The sequence below is a fragment of the Vibrio sp. 2092 genome (assembly GCF_033339635.1).
Lineage (GTDB): Bacteria > Pseudomonadota > Gammaproteobacteria > Enterobacterales > Vibrionaceae > Vibrio > Vibrio alginolyticus.
Genome location: NZ_JAWOUY010000002.1, coordinates 389,442 through 407,242, shown reverse-complemented (window position 1 = coordinate 407,242; position 17,801 = coordinate 389,442). Strand labels below are relative to the sequence as shown.

Genomic DNA, 17,801 nt, shown 5'->3' with positions numbered 1-17,801 from the left:
ATTTTATCTTGGCAACGTAACTCAAAAAGTAAAAGGGGATGGAAAATCTATTGCCCCCTATCTCTATCCGATTTATTCATTTGCTCCTGCAAAACATCAAAAGTAATGTTTCGTGACGCTTCATACAGTTCGAAAGGCTCATCGGTCAGAATCGTGTCATGGATACCCCTTTATTGATTCACCTCAGTTTTATTCAAAAGTAACTATGCCATAAGTGGTGCTCTGTTCCCTTTCGAGCCGAGCCACAAGGCTTCACGCTCGATCAGAAAAAGAGACATCTAATGACGCACATTAATCAAGAACGCTTAGTTGAACACTTTTGCCAACTAGTACGTATCGACAGCGAATCAAAAAACGAAAAACAAATTGCAGAAACACTGGCAGAACAGCTAGGCGAGCTAGGCTTTACCGTGCACAAGCTTCCAGTGCCTGAGCACATTTCTAACGGTTTTAACGTGTACGCCCGTTTAGACGGCAAAAAAGACGGCTCTATCCTAATGAGCTGTCATATGGATACGGTCACTCCAGGTATTGGCATTGAGCCACTCATCGAAGACGGCATTATCCGTTCAAAAGGCCATACGATTCTCGGTGGCGATGATAAATCTGGTATTGCTGCCATCATGGAAGCCGTTCGTTGTATTCAAGCGGAAAACCGTGAGCACAAAACGTTAGAACTTGCTTTCACCGTGTATGAAGAAGGCGGTTTATTCGGTTCACAATACTTCGATATGTCACACGTCACTTCAACGGAAGCAATCGTGTTAGATACGGGTGGCCCTATTGGCACCATTGTGACCGCAGCCCCAGGCCAGCAAAAGATCATGGCAAAAATCAAAGGTCGACCAGCACACGCAGGGCTTGCGCCAGAAGAAGGCATCAGTGCGATCATGGTGGCGGCAGATGCCATCAACCAAATGAAGCTGCTTCGCATCGACGAAGAAACGACAGCCAACATCGGTATGGTTAACGGCGGTCAGGCCACAAACATTGTTATGCCTGAATTAAAAATCGTGGCAGAAGCACGCTCCCTGAATGGCGATAAACTAGATGCTCAGGTCAATCATATGATCTCAACATTAGAGTCTGTCTGTGAAAAACACGGTGCAGAAGTCGACATTGAATCTAGCCGAGCCTACGACGCTTTTGTTATTGAAGAAAACCACCCACACGTAAACGCTATAAAAGCAGCGTTTTCAGAGTTAGGAATTGACGCCTTCACAAAAGGCACTGGCGGCGGTAGCGATGCCAACAACTTTAACAAGAAAGGTCTCACAACGGTCAACCTTTCAACTGGCATGGCAAAAGTACACACGACAGAAGAGTTTATCGCGGTAAGTGATATGGTCAAAATCACTGAGTTCGTGAAACATTTCCTAGTCAGTTAACGTCATGCCTTTTGAAGAGCAGACTGACTATCTTCCCCTTCTAGCCTGTGCTTGAAGGGGATTTTAATTTGTATCGAAGCAAAATTACTTCCCGTCATGCCAACTTGATATCAGATCTTCAAAGAAATTCCCCTAGCTCACTTTTTGAGACTAGACAGCTCAACACCTGACACCCTGTTACAGTAATGTTAAAACTCGATTGTGTAGACAATTTATACAATATACATTTCTGGCATCTTTCAGGATGAAAAGAGTGAGACAAGGATGAAATTACCTAAGTTGCTTTTATTAGCGTCGATGATGAGTCCAATACTGGCAACATCAAGCTATGCCGTGCCGTATCCCTCGGGTGTGACCCTCGATGAGACACAAGAAATTACGCTAAACAATGGGGCTGAAGTTACTTCTATTGACCCAGCCAAGCAAGCTGCAGAGCCCGCTTTTAATCTCGGTCGAGACCTGTTTGAAGGTCTGGTCATTCAAGATAAGCAAGGTAAAACCATTCCTGGTGTTGCTGAGTCTTGGTCAGTCAATGACAACAATACGGTTTATACCTTCCACTTACGTGATGCAAAATGGTCAAATGGCGAAACGGTCACTGCACAAGATTTTGTCTACAGCTGGCAACGCTTACTGAATCCAAGCACTGCTTCACCCTACGCTTGGTTTGCGGCCATTCCAAATATCGAAAACTCGCAAGCGATTATGAAGGGCGAAGCCGAACCCGAGTCCTTGGGCGTGAAGGCGCTGGATGAAAAAACATTCCAGGTAACACTCGAAGAGCCTATTCCCTTCTTTACGAAACTATTAAGTCATCCAGTGCTTGCCCCCGTTCACAAAGCGACCGTTGAAAAACATGGCAACCGTTGGACCCAGCCTGAGCATATCGTTACAAATGGTGCGTTTACTGTCTCTGAATGGAAAGTTAACGAAAAACTGGTGATGGTTAAAAACCCACATTACTGGGACGCAAGCAATGTAGTGCTGGAAAAAGTCACCTGGCTACCAATTGGTGATGCAAACGTAGTGCTAAACCGCTACCTAGCCGGTGAGATAGACCAAGCGGTTTCCATTCCTGCCGCTCAGAAGAAAAAGTTAATTCAACAACGCCCACAAGAAGTGGCAAGCACCAGTGCGTCTCTTGGCTCCACATTCTATTACCTCAACACTCAACAAGGACCAACAAAAGACGTGCGGGTCCGTAAAGCCCTCTCATATGCCATTGACCGTCAACTGTTAACGAGTGCTATCTTGAGAAACGGTGGGGTTCCAATGTATACCCTTGTGCCACCTCAAACAGATGGTTTTAAATCTCACACTCCTGAGTTCGCAACTTGGAACCGTCATAAACGTATCGAAAAAGCGCAGCAATTACTGTCAGAAGCTGGATACGATAAAAGCAATCCGCTTAAGTTGACGTTTACCGTACCAACTTTCTCGATGGACGTAAAAATGGCAACGACCATGGCAGGTATGTGGAAAAGCCGTTTGGGTGCGCAAGTCACAATAAAACAGCTAGAACCGAAAGTGTTCTACGCACTTAAAGAGCCGACCGACATTACTCGCGGCGGCTGGACGGCCGACTACAATGAAGCCTCTACATGGTTGGATATCTTCGTTTCTAGTGGCGAGTACAACGATTCTCGTTATAACAACCCGCAATACGACGAGTTAATGGCTCGCTCAAAGACCATGAGCAACCCATCAGAACTGTATCTACAAGCAGAAAGCATGCTGATTGAAGACATGGCCATTATTCCTATTTATCGTCCGGGTAACGATCAATACCTCATCAAGCCTTACGTGGGCGGCTACGAACTGACAAACCCTGAGTCGTCGTACTACCGCAAGAATGTCTATGTAAAAGCCCACTAAAAGCATGTTTTCGGTCTGAGTCGGCAAGTTCAATGTTTACTTGCCGTTCCTCATATCTCTCGGTGGAGAAGGCAACCTGAGCTCAGACCATTTTTTATTCATAACCGTTCGAAGTGATTTCGGATGACCAAAGGATGATGGATCATGATTTGGTACATTGTTAAGCGATTAGCTATCGCTATCCCCACGCTTCTATTCATCGCACTCATATCATTTTGGCTGATGCACATTGCACCAGGGGGGCCATTTGATATGGAACGGCCTATGCCAGAGGTGGTACGTGCGAATATCGAAGCAAAATTCCATTTGGACCAGCCCTTCGTTACTCAGTTTTGGATTTACATTGGTAATTTCATACAAGGAGATCTCGGTCCGAGCTTCGTTTATCAAGACTTCAGTGTTACACAGCTCGTCGCACAATCATGGCCAGTTTCAGCAGTATTAGGCGTACTCTCCTTTTGTATTTCCGTTCCACTTGGCATGTTGCTTGGCACCATTGCGGCATTGAACCGAAATAGCCGCCTAGATTACGGCCTGATGACACTTTCGATGACTGGAGTTGTGGTTCCGGCTTTCGTGCTTGCTCCAGTTTTAGTCATGATCTTCGCTATTCAGCTCGGCTGGTTCCCTGCTGGTGGTTGGGAAGGAGGAAAACTGGCTTTCCTTGTTCTTCCCGTGCTCAGCCTGGCGATTGGTTCCATTGCGAGTATTGCACGCGTCATGCGTGGCGCAATGATTGAAACGCTCAACCAACCATACATTCGAACGGCAAAGGCCAAAGGTTTGTCCACAGCCTACATTTTATTCCATCACGCTTTGCGACCATCCCTGATTCCCGTCGTTGCGATGCTCGGCCCTGCGTTTGTTTCTGTCGTGACAGGCTCGGTGATTATCGACATTTTCTTTGGTACAGGTGGCATGGGACAACACTTTGTGTCTGGGGCTCTCAACCGCGACTACGGCCTAGTAATGGGCATTACTCTGATTGTCGCTTCACTCACTATCTTCTTTAACCTTGTGGTCGACTTGCTATATACGATTATCGACCCTCGTATACGCGTTTAGGAGTCCGGCATGTTAACGATAAAAAAACTGGATACACAAGCTCTTCAAGATCAAGTCGTCGACAATATTGAAGCCGTCGAAGGTCGCAGTCTTTGGCAGGATGCATGGACTCGATTTCGTAAAAACAGAGCCGCGATGACATCAGTGTATGTTTTGGCGTTCATTACCTTATGCATCACCTTCGGCCCCTCTCTTGCCGCTTTTGGCCATGATGAAATTGACTGGGAAGTGCTCATCGATCCATACGAGCTAGGGAAACCTTCACTGAGCAGTGGCCATTACTTTGGTACCGATGATCTCGGGCAAGATGTCTTTGCTCGCACGATGCAAGGCGGCAGGCTCTCTATTTTGGTGGGCTTTGTCGGGGCCTTAGTTGCCGTTGTTATTGGTACGATTTGGGGAAGTATTTCCGGCTATCTTGGTGGCGTTGTCGACAGCGTAATGATGCGCATTATTGAGGTGCTCGATTCGGTGCCATTTATGTTTATGGTTATCCTGTTTGTTACCCTTTTTGGCAACAACATCTACCTGATTTTTATCGTGATCGGAATGGTATCTTGGCTGGGCATTGCCCGTGTTGTACGTGGTGTCACCTTCGGTCTAAAAAAGCGAGAGTTCATCGAAGCCGCACACTCTATTGGGGTTTCTAAATTGACAATTGTCCGACGCCATGTTCTGCCTAATGTTCTTGGGATCGTGATGGTTTATTCCTCCTTAATGGTACCAGGATTCATTATGTTCGAATCGTTTTTAAGCTTCTTAGGGCTTGGTGTTCAACCACCAGACACGAGTTGGGGAATCCTAATCTCCGAAGGCGCAAAAACGATTGACGTTGCATTGTGGATGCTGCTTTTTCCCTCTCTGTTTTTAGTTGCCACCCTCTTTTGTTTTAACTTCATCGGCGATGGCTTGCGTGATGCTCTTGACCCGAAAGACCGATAAGGACAAACCCATGCTATCTATTGAAAACATGAACGTGCGCTTCGATACGCCAGATGGGCAAGTGCAAGCGGTCAGTAATCTTTCCTACTCGATTAAAGCGGGCGAAACTCTTGGGATTGTTGGGGAATCAGGTTCGGGAAAAAGCCAGTCTGTTTTCGCATTAATGGGGTTAACCGCGGACAACGGCGCCGTGTCTGGCAGCGCGATGTTCCACGGTGATGATTTACTCGCGATGTCTAAAAAGCAGCTCAACCGCATCCGTGCAGAGAAAATCGGAATGATCTTTCAAGATCCGATGACGTCACTCAATCCATTCATGAAAATTGGCAAACAGCTTTGTGAAGTTCTCATGATTCATAAAGGAATGAGCCGAAAGCAAGCAAAAATTGAATCGATTCACATGTTAGATGCGGTGCGTATTCCCTCTCCCGAAACTCGGATGAATCAATACCCTCACGAGCTATCTGGCGGAATGCGTCAGCGAATCATGATAGCGATGGCCTTGTTGTGTAAGCCCGAGTTGTTAATTGCAGACGAACCAACCACCGCGTTAGATGTAACCGTTCAAGCTCAAATTTTGACGCTATTACGAGACTTACAACAAGAGTTCAACACCGCAATTTTACTGATCACTCACGATATGGGCGTCGTCGCCGAGATGTGTGATCGCGTATTGGTCATGTATGGTGGTCAAAAAATGGAGCAATCAGATACCGAGACATTGTTCGCTCAACCTGCTCACCCCTATACTCAAGGCCTGCTAAAGGCTATTCCTTCTATCACTGAAGATATGCAACGTTTACCAACCATCCCAGGTAACCCACCAAGTGCGTTGATTAACCATCAAGGGTGTCCGTTTAGAGAGCGGTGCGAGCATCGAGAGACGCGTTGCCAATACGAAACCCCACGGTTTTCTCCATTAAACACGAGCCAGTCCATTGCCTGTCACGTTAACGCACCCAGTGTTATCACTCCTATTCAAATAAAAGCTTAAGGAGGCGTTATGAACAAAAAAGAAGTCCTCATGTCTGCTCGTGATTTAAACGTCCACTTTCCTGTTTCGCGTCACCTTATTCCAAGTCGACGTAAAATCGTGAAAGCGGTCAATGGTATCGACTTAGATGTTTATAGAGGTGAAACACTTGGCATTGTGGGGGAATCAGGCTGCGGAAAATCAACGCTTGCACGCGCCTTACTTCGCTTAATTGAACCTACACATGGCGAGTTGACTTGGAAAGGTCAAGACATGCTCGGGTTTAGTAAAAAAGACCTTTCCTCTCGACGTAGAGAATTTCAGATGGTGTTTCAGGACCCATCCGCTTGTTTGAATCCGAGGTTAACCATCTCAGAATGCATCGCCGAACCACTGCTCACCCATGAGCCGCAACTTAAACGGGCTGAGGTAGAAAAGCGTGTCATCGCTATGATGGATAAAGTGGGTCTCTTGGCGAGCCAGCGAAACCGCTATCCACATGAATTTTCCGGAGGTCAATGCCAGCGTGTGGGCATTGCTAGAGCGTTAATTCTCAATCCAGATTTGGTCGTGTGTGATGAACCCGTTAGTGCACTAGATGTCTCCATACAAGCTCAGGTCATCAATCTTCTAGATGATCTTAAACAAGAAATGGGGTTAACACTGGTGATGATTGCGCATGACTTAAGCGTGGTGCGCCATATCAGCGACCGCGTTATGGTGATGTATCTTGGTAAACCTATGGAAGTAGGACGTTACGATCAAGTATTTGATGATGCACAACACCCCTACACCAAAGCACTGTTATCTGCTGTCCCGATAGCTAATCCGCAATTAGCACGTGACCGTGAAATACAACTATTGCCCGGCGACCTTCCTTCTCCACTTAACCCACCTAGCGGTTGCGTTTTTCGTACTCGATGCCCAGAAGCAACAGAAGTATGCGGGCAACAGAACCCAATAAAAACAGGCTCGGAGCAGCATCATATCTATTGCTCAAATATGACTTTAGGAACCATTTAATGAACAATACTAACTCAGTAAACCAACGCCTTACGTTATTGCGTGAGGCAATGTCCTTTCACAACGTGTCTGCATATATCGTGACCAACAATGACCCACATAACAGTGAATACTCAGCGGATCATTGGTTAGCGCGAAGCTGGATTTCAGGTTTTACCGGCTCAGCAGGCGATGTCGTCATTACCCAACAAGGTGGTGGCCTGTGGACTGATGGTCGTTACTATATTCAAGCTGAAGAACAGTTACACGGCACAGGACTTGAACTGTTTAAAGCCAAACAACCAGAAACGCCGACAGTTGCCAAATGGCTGGCTACCACGCTACCAGAAAACAGTATTATCGCGGTTGACGGGCGCGCCATCAGTTACGCTTTTTATCAAGGCCTCAAACAAGCCTTTGAAGCGAAAAACATTAAGATCATTCTCGACCTGGATTTACTCACACCGATTTGGCTTGAAAGACCACCTCGCCCAAGTGCACCCGTATTCGAGCACCCCACCGCTTTTGCTGGCGTTGACACAGAAAATAAGTTAGCGAGAATCCGTTCTTGGTTAACCGAGAACCAAGTAGATAGCTTATTAGTGTCAACGCTAGATGATGTCATGTGGACAATGAATATTCGAGGTGGTGATACGAATTACTGCCCAGTTTCTGAAGCCTATCTAGTCGTAGAGCAATCACTTGCGACACTGTTTATTGATAAAGCCAAACTGCCTCAAGACGTTGAAAGAGCGCTGACCGAGCAGAGTGTACACATTCGCCATTACAACTACGTAAGTCAGTATTTGAATCAGCAATGTGAGGGATTATCGCTCGCTTTTAACCCGACCCACACAGACAGCTTATTGGTGAGTTCGATTGAAGGGAATGTGAATCTAAAGCCAATGGCTTGCCCTGTAACGGCAATGAAGGCCATAAAAAATGCGACCGAGCTAACTAGCCTAGAACAGGCATTAACAGATGATGGTGTGGCAATCGTAAGGTTTATGAACTGGCTCGAAGAGCAAGTTCCAAGCGGACTCGTTACAGAATTGTCTGCTGAGGCACAACTGAATCACTATCGCCGTCAAACCCGACATTATGTGAGTGACAGTTTCCGCACTATCGCAGGCTTCGCAGCTCACGGGGCAAAAATGCATTATGCCGCCGATGAAGAAAGCAATGCGGCAGTCAATGAAAGCAACTTCTTTCTCGTCGATTCTGGTGGCCAATACCTTGGCGGGACAACAGACATCACCCGTACTTTCCACTTCGGGTCACCGACCATTAAGCAGCGCAAAGATTATACCTTGGTGCTCAAAGCGGTCATCCGACTGACTCAGACTCGATTCATGAAAGGCTCTACGGGTGCCAATCTTGATATCATGGCGCGTGGCGTCTTATGGCAACATGGTATTGATTACAAGTGCGGCACTGGACACGGCGTGGGCATTTGCTTGAATGTTCACGAAGGCCCACAAAATTTCTCGCAAAGCCACCACGAGGTTGAACTAAAACCGGGTATGGTCATTACTAATGAGCCAGGCGTTTATCGCGAAGGTGAGTACGGGGTAAGAATAGAGAACATTCTTAAAGTTGTAGAGGTAGAACAAAATGAGTTCGGCACGTTTTACGGTTTTGAGACCATCACTCTTGCTCCAATTGCGACCAACGCCCTTGACTTATCAATGCTAGATCAAGCAGAGCTAGACTGGCTCAATCATTACCATTCACGAGTCTATCAAGCGCTTAGCCCTTTTCTTGATGCGCAAGATAAAAACTGGCTTCAACGCACAACCCAACTTATTGAGAAATAGGATATCAGCAAGTTTTATAACGTTTTCATTTTCATCTCAAACTCCTTGTTTGCCAGCCTTCGGGCTGGTTTTTTTATAGAGATAACGGCGTAAAAAACAAAAACGCCCCGCAATGTTAGCGAGGCGATCAATTAAATTAAAATGATGCAGTTAAAATGCCCTACTGACGACACTTCTGAGCATCAAAATCAACGACGATGGCGGCATTCTCAAAGTCACCAGAGACTTTAACGTAGCCCCAGTAGTTACTCTGATTTGACAACGTAATACACTCTCCATTACCAATATTATCTGACCACCCGTGACGATTAGTATCATCCGGCCAACCGGAGTTACTGTATTCAAGCTTTAGGTTGCCCGTACCGTTCCCCGTCGTTATCGCCAGATTTGAGCTCTCATTCACCGCTGGCACACTCAGCCAAATGGTTTGTTGATTTGCCAAGCAAACAGGCTCTCCTGCTGTTAGGCGTCCACCGCTTACTTTACTTTGCACCGCACAGTCTTGTGGCAATGTGTCATTACCGCTCAACGTTGAGATAACAACACTATGAGTGGCGGTTGCCGTCAAGCCTTCACTGTCTGTCACACTTAGACTGACCGAATACTCCCCTTCACTCCCATATTGGTGCGTCGGCTTGGTTTGTGTACTTGTCGAGCCATCACCGAAGTCCCATAAGACGCTGACGATCTTCCCGTTTGGGTCTGTACTGTTTTCACTGCTAAATGTAATGCTTTCACCGACTTTCCCCTTGTTGTTTGCGGTTATGACTGCATTAGGTGCACCATTTGAGACAAGGGCTTGCTGCCACTGCTCAAACTCACTTTGATATAAATTCGCCCATTGGGTGATCGTTGCTTTGTAATTGCTCCAATTCCCTTGGCGTGTTTCCACCAGCATTTGGTTTACGTCATCTTTATGATTTTCAAACATAAAACGTACAGCTAAGTACCCCCAACGATAAATTCGATCGACATCAAACCCATCATAAGTAGTCTCGAAAATCTCACTTAAGGTATATGTCGAACCGTCTAGAATCGTCTCAAGTGCTGCTTGGTTGTCATTTTCTTGAGCGACATACTCTGCAATGCCTTCACTCCACCACACTATTTTTTCAGTTGGATGACTAAACCCTCCATAGAGATCAAATCGACCATCTAAGTAATGCACGTATTCGTGCTCTAGGTTCCAGACAAAGTGATCCGCGTTCGCATAAGAGGCTTCATAAGCAATAAAGTTGGGAATATTCCCCGGCTGGGAAGGATCGCCCTCCAAGTACATACCGCCATTGTCAGTACTAATATCGAAAATTGGCCCTGCGTACTTACCATAATCAGTGCTTGAATCGAAGATATTGACTTGGAGCTGAGTGTTGTGGTCATCTTTTACTGGTTGTTCACCAGTTTCTAAAGACTGATGAAAGTAACCCTCTTCGTAGCCCATTTTAGAACATGCGGCCGCGTGTTGCTCTTGCGTCATATTCTGAGACAAAATTCGGATTGTCGGGCTACAAGTATAAGTTTGCGATAGCACCAAGCCTTTTAGCTCAGTTTCGAAATTACAAATTCCGAACTCACTACAATCTGCGTAATATGAGACGGTGTCCGCCGCCGCAAGCCAAACCGAGTCACCCCGACCATACATTTCATACTGTTCAAAGATTCGACTTAGCTGACTCTTCACCACAGAACTCGCGTTACCCGTATACTTGGTCAGACGCCCGAGCTCTCGCCCCGCATTCGCGGCCATGAACTCATCTTCAGCACCGATTGATGACGCCCTTAGAGCGAAATCGCCTAAAGCTTTGGCAAGGTCCGTTTGGTTGCCAATTATTTGCACAAATTGCTCGTTCCACTGCCCACCAAACAAAATAGTGAAAACACCGTTAACTGCATTGCGCATATACCAGTGCTGGGCGTATTGATCATTCCAACGTGTGAGCCATTGGGTCACTTGCGGTAAGTACGCGTGCTGCAAGCCCGCACTATCCATAGTGATGATGACTTCACTAAGCACTTTGCCGTGACGGTCGCTGTTCTCATAGAAGTTTGCGTTATTAACAAACTCATCCACGGATTCTTTCACCGCTGGTGTGACCCATTCAATAAATGAGATGTTGTCATTGTAAAACTCGGCGTAATAACCCGCGCGTAAGTATAAGAACAACGTTTCTAGTTCATCGCTCCCGCCACCCATATAACCCTTCGCCAAGGTCGTAGTGTGCTTAGCGATGTTGTACATATGATCGGAGCTAAATACCGACTCTTGAATCCGACTTTCAGCAGAGAATAACTGGTTCACGCACGTCGCGCCCTGACTTAAAATTTCGCTGATCAATTGGTTACTGCTTTCGGTAACCAATGCTTCCAAATCACAAGCAGTGCTCGACTCATCAAGACTTTCAAGTGACTGTACTCGAGTTGCCTTGGAGGGCTGAATAGGGAGAGTTGCGGTTGGTTGGTATTCAACTCGATTGGATTCAACACCGCGTGTATGAGCCGAATGTGCATGTTGCTCTGTAACTTGAGAAACTGGCTCGCTTAACGCAAATACGCCAGTGCTGGTTAATGTTGTCGCAATCGCGACACTCAAAGTCTTCAGTTCCATCTAATTTCTTCTATATTGAGTTTTCCTTAGATGCATTACGTCTTTTGCATCGCCACTGCCCTTATTACTGCAAGAGCATCTCCATATAATCTACTCGCAAGACAAGAAGAAACATTTTGTTAACAACTAGATGTGGCGGTATCAGTTTTTGGTACTAGAAGGAACACGGAGTGAACTTTAAAAATTCGTATTTGTTAAAAAATAGAGATGAGCTAGAGAAGAAACGTTTAGTTATACGAGTATACCCAGCACGTTAAATGGCTAGGTATACTCCAAAGTGGGTCGATAAAAATTCGCGAATCAAAGCCCCTAAAGAAGGAATCGGACAATGGGCTAATACTTTTGTAGGCTCTAGGCTGCTTTGTGGTCGAAGAGTGCGGTAATTTGCTCTTTTAACGCGTGCAAAAATTCGGTATTTGGTGTGTTTTCAAGGTACATTTCATACTCTTTAGAGTTATAAAAGTACTCATGCGCAGATGCATTAAGGATCTTACTAAAAGATAGTGTTTCCAACTCGTCTTCAAGGGAACGACTGCTCAATTCACCATATCCTAAATCGCTATCCTCAGCGAATTGGGACTCAATGTTGCTGACATATAAAGCACAATCCTTAATACAGAACTCGACATTACTTATACGTTGCTCGATGTCTTTGAGCTGATCACTGTTCCATTTAGACTTCTCTTGCTCAAGCTTATCAATAAGCCCACTTTCACGAAGCCTTGAATTGTTATCTTTAATTCTTAGTAGCTCATCAAGCACTTTATTAAACTCAGTTTCAGCTCTAAGTCTTAAGATTTCCAAATCCTTGGAGAACAGCTTTGCTTTAAGTTCACTCGCTTGGTACAAGCCAGAGATAGCAGCATTTCTTTTAACTCCAAACATAAAAACCCACCCAAAAGATACTTATTAAAAAGTAGCACACAAAAAGCCAGATAGAAGACGCAAGGTTTTCGTCATTAGGCTACATTCTACGAACGACACTCGATTGTAGCGCAATAAACAGAATTTTCATCACCATGAAACACATACTATTTGAATGAAAATCACACAGTTACTTTGATAAAAGTATTTATTTCAGAAAGAGTAAGACGTAAGTATGTGATGATGTATATTGACGCTTCAAAACAAAAAACGCCCACACTCTACTACCCAAGTCAAACACTAATGTCAGAAACTGGACAAATCACTCACTATTTACAGTAATAAGAAGTCACTGTTTCATTGAAAATCAAAGTGTCAACATAAAGATGGGAAGTAACCGAATCATAGACGGCATCGCTGATGAAACGTTAGAATGCCACTACTTTAATAATCTTCCATAATATTTATGACCGACGCTGATATTGAGCTACAACACCTTTGGTTAGAAGTCCAAGCCGAACGCTGGCAAAACCTGCCACGCTTTTTATTCAGTTACTACTGCTACAAGCACAACCTTATCAGTAAAACCAACAAAGTTTGCTGGGAGACGGCACGTGCAAACCTGCCCGCTTCAACGTCAATAAAAGAGCGAAAAAACGCGGTGGTTGAACCGTTAATTTCTGAGGAAACCGTCGCTGGGTTATTGAAAGCCATCAGCAAAGATGGGGAAATGACATTCGACGTGATGGGAACCACACTTGATACGTTTTTGCATTATGTTGTGATTAGCAAGGAAGAAAAAGCGCGACTTAAATCAAACATGCCAGCTAGTTGGTATCAGCGATCAAACAAGTCGCCTTTGGCACGTTTCGAGCAAGCTGGCATTAAGCTACCAGAGTGATATGTCAGTCATCGCTGAAGATACACAAAAAAGACAAGCGCCTACAATGAGGCGCATTTGGTCAAAAATTGAGGTGCCCCTAAACAAAAGTGCAAAGTGACCAACAAAGAAAAAGTTTGGTTACTCTTGAATGCCTCGAATGCGTACATTACGTCTACGCAAAACTTCTAATGTCACGAGCAAACACACCGACATAAAAATCAACAACGTAGCGACCGCCAATATGGTCGGACTAATTTGCTCTCGAATTCCTGACCACATCTGCCTCGGAACGGTTTTTTGTTCTGCCCCAGTCAGGAATAACGCCACCACAACCTCGTCGAACGAGGTGCCAAAAGCAAACAAGCCGCCAGATATCATCCCCGGACGAATCAGCGGAAAGGTAATGTGTCTGAAAGTATAAACAGGGTTTGCGCCTAAGCTAGCCGCCGCTTTTACCAAGCTATGGTCAAAGCCGCTTAACGTCGCAGTAACGGTAATGACGACAAAAGGCGTACCTAACGCAGCGTGTGCCAAAATGATGCCTAAATAAGTTTGTGATAAGCCAAAGCGTGTGTAGAAAAAGTACATCGCAGCAGCAGAGATAATGACTGGTACGATCATGGGTGAGATCAACAGCGCCATAATCGTATTGCGAAAAGGCAAATTACTACTTGCTAAACCCAACGCCGCCAGAGTTCCTAGCCCTGTTGCAACGAGTGTCGCCATAAAAGCAATAAACGTGCTGTTTTTCAGCGCCAACAGCCACTGATCACTAGTAAACATTTCTTGATACCAGCGAGTAGAATACGCTGCCGAGTCAAGGTTTAACATCCCCTCGGTAAAAGTAAAGTAAGGCGTTGCATTAAGCGATAACGGGATGATGGTCAGAATTGGAGCGATTAAAAAGAACAGCACCACCCCACAAAAAGCTAAGTAACCTGCGTAAGCAACTCGCTCTACTTTTGATGCATAGTTTGGTAATGCCATGGTTATCCCCCTACCTTAAGGTTGTTAATGCCAAGCACACGGTTGAACATATAAAACAGAACCAGTACAACGAACAAAAGCAGTCCACCCAATGCGCCAGCCATCCCCCAGTTCAGTGATGTCTGCATATGATAGGCAATCATATTGGAGATCATCTGTCCGCTTCTTCCACCAACCAAAGCGGGCGTAATGTAGAAGCCAATAGAAAGAATGAAAGTAAGCAAGGCCCCCGCACCTATCCCCGGTAACGTAAGCGGCATATAAACTTTGATGAACGCAATGAAAGGCGTCGCGCCTAGAGAACGAGCGGCACGGAAATAAGTTGGGCTAATTCCTTTCATTACGCTATACAGAGGCAGGATCATAAAAGGCAACAGAATGTGCACCATAGACACCACCGTTCCGAAGGTATTGTGAATCATCTGAATTCGCTCAGAAGTAAAACCCGACCAAATAAGGAGATCATTAATGACCCCTTGGTTTTGCAGCAGAACAATCCAAGACGTGGTTCTGACTAACAATGATGTCCAAAATGGCAGCAGCACAATAATTAAAAGTAAGTTCGCGCGCTTATCAGGTAAATTGGCAAGCAGGTAAGCAACGGGGTACGCCATCACCAAACAAATTAAGGTGATTGAAATAGACATCCAAAAAGTTTTAAAGAAAAGGTCGACGTATATTTGGCGTTTTTCTGGTTGGGGCTCAATGTCTCCAAACTCATTCACTTGCAAGTCTAGCGCTGCAAGATAGTGACTGAATGTTAATGCGCCACTAAGATTCTTAAACGCCGCCCAATATTTAGGATTAGTCCATCGCTTATCCAGCTTAGCCAACTGTGTCACCGAGCTCGGCAGCGACGTCAAACGAGACAACTTTCTGCCGGTTTTCATGAGTAAACTGCGCATACCAGACTCTTCAATATTCATCCGGTTGGCTATTTTCGGCAGCTCTTTGCTTTGATAAAGCGCAAGTACTTCAACAGAGAATGCCTCAATGACTTCTTGATGAGGCTGACCTTGATAATCCCAACTTTCTAAGGCTTGAATAGTTTGTGGTAGTGACAGGGATATTTCTCGGTTATCCACGCTTCGATAAAGCATGTCGAGGATAGGAAAAGCAAACGTAAGCAGAATAAAACACACCAATGGCGTTGTGAGCATAATGGAGCGAAGCTTTTTTCGGCGCTCGGCCTTTTGCAACTGCGCTTTCAAATTGGTTTCTTGCTCATGAACTTGGCGTTCGATTTCCAATACAGAATCTAATGCGGTTAGCTCTCGACTCATGCTGCTACCTCGCTACTTTGAGTTTGTGTCCCATCAAGAGCATGGCAATCGTCACTTTGCCAACCAATACGACAAATTGAGCCAGGCGTTAACTGCAAGTGTTTACGATTATCGTTAGGTACTTTAACGATGAAGTGACCAACGCTCTCTACTTCGACGACCAGACGATAATGATCACCGTGATAAATCAATTCTCGTAGGACGCCCGAGACTTGGTTCTCACAAGACGCTTTCTCTGGTTGAATAACAATCTTTTCTGGTCGAATGGAAAGTGTTGTTCTCTGCCCTTGCTCAGAGACTCTGACAGGTTTCGCAGTAAATAACTCTTTCCCAACGAGCACTTGGCAATACTTTCCGTTCCACTCTTTGACTAAACCTGAGAGTTGGTTGTTTTCTCCGATAAACTGCGCAACAAACGTATTACTCGGAGATTCATAAAGCTCGGTTGGTGTCGCGAGTTGTTGCACTTCGCCGTGATTAAAAACCGCAATACGGTCGGACATAGTGAGAGCTTCGTCTTGATCGTGCGTCACATACAAAATGGTAATGCCAAGCTTTTCATGCAAATGTTTAATTTCCATCTGCATTTGCTCACGCAGCTGCTTATCTAACGCGCCTAGTGGTTCATCCATCAACACGAGTTTAGGCTCAAACACTAATGCTCGCGCTAACGCAACACGCTGTTGTTGACCACCTGATAACTGCTTCGGGTATCGAGTCGCAACATGCTCAAGCTCGACCATTTCTAATACACTCTGAACTTTGCTTTGAATCGTGTCACTGTCGAGTTTTCGCACCTTTAAAGGAAACGCAAGATTCTCAGCAATGGTCATATGTGGAAACAACGCATAGTTTTGAAACACCATACCAATATCGCGCTTGTGCGGCGCGAGATGATTGACAGGAACGCCATCGATATAAATGTCTCCACCGGTCGCAGTTTCAAAGCCTGCTAGCATCATCAAGCAAGTGGTCTTGCCCGATCCTGACGGCCCCAACATAGTAACGAACTCTCCAGGAGTAATATCTAAGTTGAAGTCTTTCACCACCAAATTCGTGCCATCGTAGGTTTTCTTAACGTGTTGAAAGCTGACATAGTCCTTGTTTTCCGTGCTCATGACTTCCCTCTTCTCATTTTTTGAATATTACGAATGAGTAGAGCGTCAGTTAACGCTCTACTAAACAGCACAATTACAGATTGTATTTGGATAGGTCTAAGCGGGTTTCTAACGCATGTTCAACCATTTGAATGACTTGTTGACGCTCTTCACCTTGTAAGAGTTGGCGTGGCGCACGAACTTGTTCAGAGCCACGTCCGCAGACTTGCTCGGCCAATTTTATGCACTGAACCAGCGTAGGAATGGTGTCTAAACGCAGTAGGGGTAAGAACCAACGGTAGATCTCTAACGCTTCAGCATAACGACCTTGGCTTGCCAGTTTATAAATCGCAACGGACTCTTCTGGGAATGCGTTGGTTAAACCAGAAATCCAGCCGGTCGCACCTAGCATCAATGATTCAAGAGCGATGTCATCAACACCACTGAACACGGTAAAGCGGTCATCAAATTTATTGTAAAGCTCGGTGATACGACGAGTATCAGTGGTCGACTCTTTGATAGCTACAATACTTTCAAACTCAGCCAGTTTCGCCATGATATCGAGGTTTACATCGACACCATAAGCAACCGGGTTGTTGTAAATCATGATTGGCATTTCTGGCGTTGCTTCTGCTAGCGTGCGGTAATATTCGAACGTTTCGCTCTCAGACGTGCGGTAAACCATGGCAGGCATCACCATACAACCATCGATACCAATTTTGTACGCATCCTGCATGTAATCAACAGCTGCTGTGGTAATAGACTCTGCTGTACCAGCAATCAAAGGCACACGGCCATTTACGACTTCTTTTGCCGCTTGCAAAACCTGGCGTTTCTCCTCCGGGTACAACGCGCAGTTCTCACCGACAGTACCCAAGCAGATAATGCCATTCACACCATCTTTAATCTGGTTGTCTATAACGGTTTGCGTTGCGTCTAAGTCAATTGACTGATCTTGACGAAATTGCGTACTGACCGCCGGATAAACACCTTTCCAATCAATTTTCATGAACTACTTTC

Annotated in this window: 14 protein-coding genes; 8 read left to right on the top strand and 6 right to left on the bottom strand. The window is 45.4% G+C overall.

Annotated features, from left to right (window positions below; all coding sequences use genetic code 11):
* The first annotated feature begins 281 nt into the window (after positions 1 to 281).
* From R7P80_RS05560 to R7P80_RS05530, 7 genes are all read left to right on the top strand, one after another.
* A complete protein-coding gene (locus R7P80_RS05560; protein WP_047100686.1) occupies positions 282 to 1,388 on the top strand; it encodes a M20/M25/M40 family metallo-hydrolase in 1,107 nt (368 codons plus the stop codon).
* Between the two features lie 264 nt (positions 1,389 to 1,652).
* A complete protein-coding gene (locus R7P80_RS05555; protein ID WP_017633966.1) occupies positions 1,653 to 3,263 on the top strand; it encodes a peptide ABC transporter substrate-binding protein in 1,611 nt (536 codons plus the stop codon).
* 144 nt (positions 3,264 to 3,407) lie between these two features.
* Positions 3,408 to 4,328, top strand: a complete 921-nt coding sequence (oppB, locus tag R7P80_RS05550; protein ID WP_047100687.1) for an oligopeptide ABC transporter permease OppB — start codon at positions 3,408 to 3,410, stop codon at positions 4,326 to 4,328.
* A gap of 9 nt (positions 4,329 to 4,337) precedes the next feature.
* The gene (locus tag R7P80_RS05545) at positions 4,338 to 5,270 is read left to right on the top strand and encodes an ABC transporter permease subunit (RefSeq protein WP_005377839.1); all 933 of its coding nucleotides are present in this window, start codon (positions 4,338 to 4,340) and stop codon (positions 5,268 to 5,270) included.
* 10 nt (positions 5,271 to 5,280) lie between these two features.
* Positions 5,281 to 6,264, top strand: coding sequence for an ABC transporter ATP-binding protein (locus R7P80_RS05540; protein ID WP_047100688.1), 984 nt, complete (start codon positions 5,281 to 5,283; stop codon positions 6,262 to 6,264).
* Between the two features lie 9 nt (positions 6,265 to 6,273).
* Positions 6,274 to 7,266 (top strand): ABC transporter ATP-binding protein, encoded by a 993-nt coding sequence (locus R7P80_RS05535; protein ID WP_047100689.1) that lies wholly within the window; start codon positions 6,274 to 6,276, stop codon positions 7,264 to 7,266.
* Positions 7,266 to 9,062: an aminopeptidase P family protein gene (locus R7P80_RS05530; RefSeq protein ID WP_047100690.1), complete on the top strand. Its 1,797-nt coding sequence runs from the start codon at positions 7,266 to 7,268 to the stop codon at positions 9,060 to 9,062. Before R7P80_RS05535 ends, R7P80_RS05530 begins: the two co-directional genes overlap by 1 nt.
* A gap of 160 nt (positions 9,063 to 9,222) precedes the next feature.
* On the opposite strand, the gene R7P80_RS05525 is transcribed toward R7P80_RS05530, so the two are convergent.
* Positions 9,223 to 11,667, bottom strand: coding sequence for a collagenase (locus tag R7P80_RS05525; RefSeq protein WP_047100691.1), 2,445 nt, complete (start codon positions 11,665 to 11,667; stop codon positions 9,223 to 9,225).
* A 351-nt stretch (positions 11,668 to 12,018) separates the two neighbouring features.
* Positions 12,019 to 12,552: a hypothetical protein gene (locus R7P80_RS05520; protein ID WP_047100692.1), complete on the bottom strand. Its 534-nt coding sequence runs from the start codon at positions 12,550 to 12,552 to the stop codon at positions 12,019 to 12,021.
* 445 nt (positions 12,553 to 12,997) lie between these two features.
* On the opposite strand from R7P80_RS05520, the gene R7P80_RS05515 reads away from it, so the two are divergent.
* The gene (locus R7P80_RS05515) at positions 12,998 to 13,432 is read left to right on the top strand and encodes a hypothetical protein (RefSeq protein WP_047100693.1); all 435 of its coding nucleotides are present in this window, start codon (positions 12,998 to 13,000) and stop codon (positions 13,430 to 13,432) included.
* Between the two features lie 120 nt (positions 13,433 to 13,552).
* On the opposite strand, the gene R7P80_RS05510 is transcribed toward R7P80_RS05515, so the two are convergent.
* From R7P80_RS05510 to R7P80_RS05495, 4 genes are all read right to left on the bottom strand, one after another.
* Positions 13,553 to 14,401, bottom strand: coding sequence for an ABC transporter permease (locus R7P80_RS05510; protein WP_047100694.1), 849 nt, complete (start codon positions 14,399 to 14,401; stop codon positions 13,553 to 13,555).
* A gap of 2 nt (positions 14,402 to 14,403) precedes the next feature.
* On the bottom strand, positions 14,404 to 15,684 hold the full coding sequence (locus R7P80_RS05505; RefSeq protein ID WP_225491441.1) for an ABC transporter permease: 1,281 nt from the start codon (positions 15,682 to 15,684) through the stop codon (positions 14,404 to 14,406).
* The gene (locus tag R7P80_RS05500; protein WP_005377849.1) at positions 15,681 to 16,802 is read right to left on the bottom strand and encodes an ABC transporter ATP-binding protein; all 1,122 of its coding nucleotides are present in this window, start codon (positions 16,800 to 16,802) and stop codon (positions 15,681 to 15,683) included. Before R7P80_RS05500 ends, R7P80_RS05505 begins: the two co-directional genes overlap by 4 nt.
* A 73-nt stretch (positions 16,803 to 16,875) precedes the next feature.
* Positions 16,876 to 17,790, bottom strand: coding sequence for a dihydrodipicolinate synthase family protein (locus R7P80_RS05495; RefSeq protein ID WP_005377851.1), 915 nt, complete (start codon positions 17,788 to 17,790; stop codon positions 16,876 to 16,878).
* Between the last annotated feature and the right edge of the window lie 11 nt (positions 17,791 to 17,801).

Bases quoted from the DNA above. Each gene is read 5' to 3' on its own strand.
- R7P80_RS05560 (WP_047100686.1), top strand. From the start codon at position 282: ATGACGCACATTAATCAAGAACGCTTAGTTGAACACTTTTGCCAACTA.
- R7P80_RS05555 (WP_017633966.1), top strand. From the start codon at position 1,653: ATGAAATTACCTAAGTTGCTTTTATTAGCGTCGATGATGAGTCCAATA.
- oppB (WP_047100687.1), top strand. From the start codon at position 3,408: ATGATTTGGTACATTGTTAAGCGATTAGCTATCGCTATCCCCACGCTT.
- R7P80_RS05545 (WP_005377839.1), top strand. From the start codon at position 4,338: ATGTTAACGATAAAAAAACTGGATACACAAGCTCTTCAAGATCAAGTC.
- R7P80_RS05540 (WP_047100688.1), top strand. From the start codon at position 5,281: ATGCTATCTATTGAAAACATGAACGTGCGCTTCGATACGCCAGATGGG.
- R7P80_RS05535 (WP_047100689.1), top strand. From the start codon at position 6,274: ATGAACAAAAAAGAAGTCCTCATGTCTGCTCGTGATTTAAACGTCCAC.
- R7P80_RS05530 (WP_047100690.1), top strand. From the start codon at position 7,266: ATGAACAATACTAACTCAGTAAACCAACGCCTTACGTTATTGCGTGAG.
- R7P80_RS05525 (WP_047100691.1), bottom strand. From the start codon at position 11,667: ATGGAACTGAAGACTTTGAGTGTCGCGATTGCGACAACATTAACCAGC.
- R7P80_RS05520 (WP_047100692.1), bottom strand. From the start codon at position 12,552: ATGTTTGGAGTTAAAAGAAATGCTGCTATCTCTGGCTTGTACCAAGCG.
- R7P80_RS05515 (WP_047100693.1), top strand. From the start codon at position 12,998: ATGACCGACGCTGATATTGAGCTACAACACCTTTGGTTAGAAGTCCAA.
- R7P80_RS05510 (WP_047100694.1), bottom strand. From the start codon at position 14,401: ATGGCATTACCAAACTATGCATCAAAAGTAGAGCGAGTTGCTTACGCA.
- R7P80_RS05505 (WP_225491441.1), bottom strand. From the start codon at position 15,684: ATGAGTCGAGAGCTAACCGCATTAGATTCTGTATTGGAAATCGAACGC.
- R7P80_RS05500 (WP_005377849.1), bottom strand. From the start codon at position 16,802: ATGAGCACGGAAAACAAGGACTATGTCAGCTTTCAACACGTTAAGAAA.
- R7P80_RS05495 (WP_005377851.1), bottom strand. From the start codon at position 17,790: ATGAAAATTGATTGGAAAGGTGTTTATCCGGCGGTCAGTACGCAATTT.